Source organism: Sphingobacterium anhuiense (genome assembly GCF_042686355.1).
GTDB classification, from domain to species: Bacteria; Bacteroidota; Bacteroidia; order Sphingobacteriales; family Sphingobacteriaceae; genus Sphingobacterium; species Sphingobacterium anhuiense.
This window is the reverse complement of record NZ_JBHUPE010000027.1, coordinates 1-547: the sequence shown is the minus strand read 5'-3', so window position 1 is coordinate 547 and position 547 is coordinate 1. Positions and strand designations below refer to the sequence as shown.

At 32.0% G+C, this 547-nt stretch carries 1 protein-coding gene; it reads left to right on the top strand.

The window, feature by feature from the left end:
- Window positions 1–151: 151 nt before the first annotated feature.
- The coding region (locus tag ACFS6I_RS24460) for a hypothetical protein (protein WP_380924467.1) at window positions 152–547 on the top strand (396 nt) is incomplete at its 3' end.

The following is a 547-nucleotide window of genomic DNA, read 5'->3' as shown; positions in this document are numbered from 1 at the left end:
GTCCTAATTGATATTAATAAAGACAGTATAACATATGATAAGAATTCCGATTCTTTTGTTGTTAAATCTTTATCCATGATTCAATCTAGAGAAAGCGTTCAGAATATTTATGACTTTCAAAGTACTGACACCTTAAAAAACATGACGATCCATGAGAAATTTTAAAATCCACATCTTAATAATTTGCATTTCATTGATTAGTTTTAGTAGTCATGCTGAATTCCTTTATCGTAGATTACACGGTTGGGACATCCATAAATCACATCTAAAAGAAACTACTGAAGGACCTAACTTAGTAATAAGTCGAAATTCTGAAACTGATTTTTTAGTATCTGTTATCTCACGGAGAGGTGATGGTGTGGATTATGAATTTAAGGCAGATTATGAAATATATTATGCTGCTCCGGGAAATGTAGTCACATTAGCAAAATTTACGGTTACTGGAAAGGATTTTGCATCAAGAGAGGGTATTCATGATAAAAGATTAACCCTACGTTTTCCAAAAGATGTCTTACTTAACGGAAAACCCAGAGGAAGGATTTATATA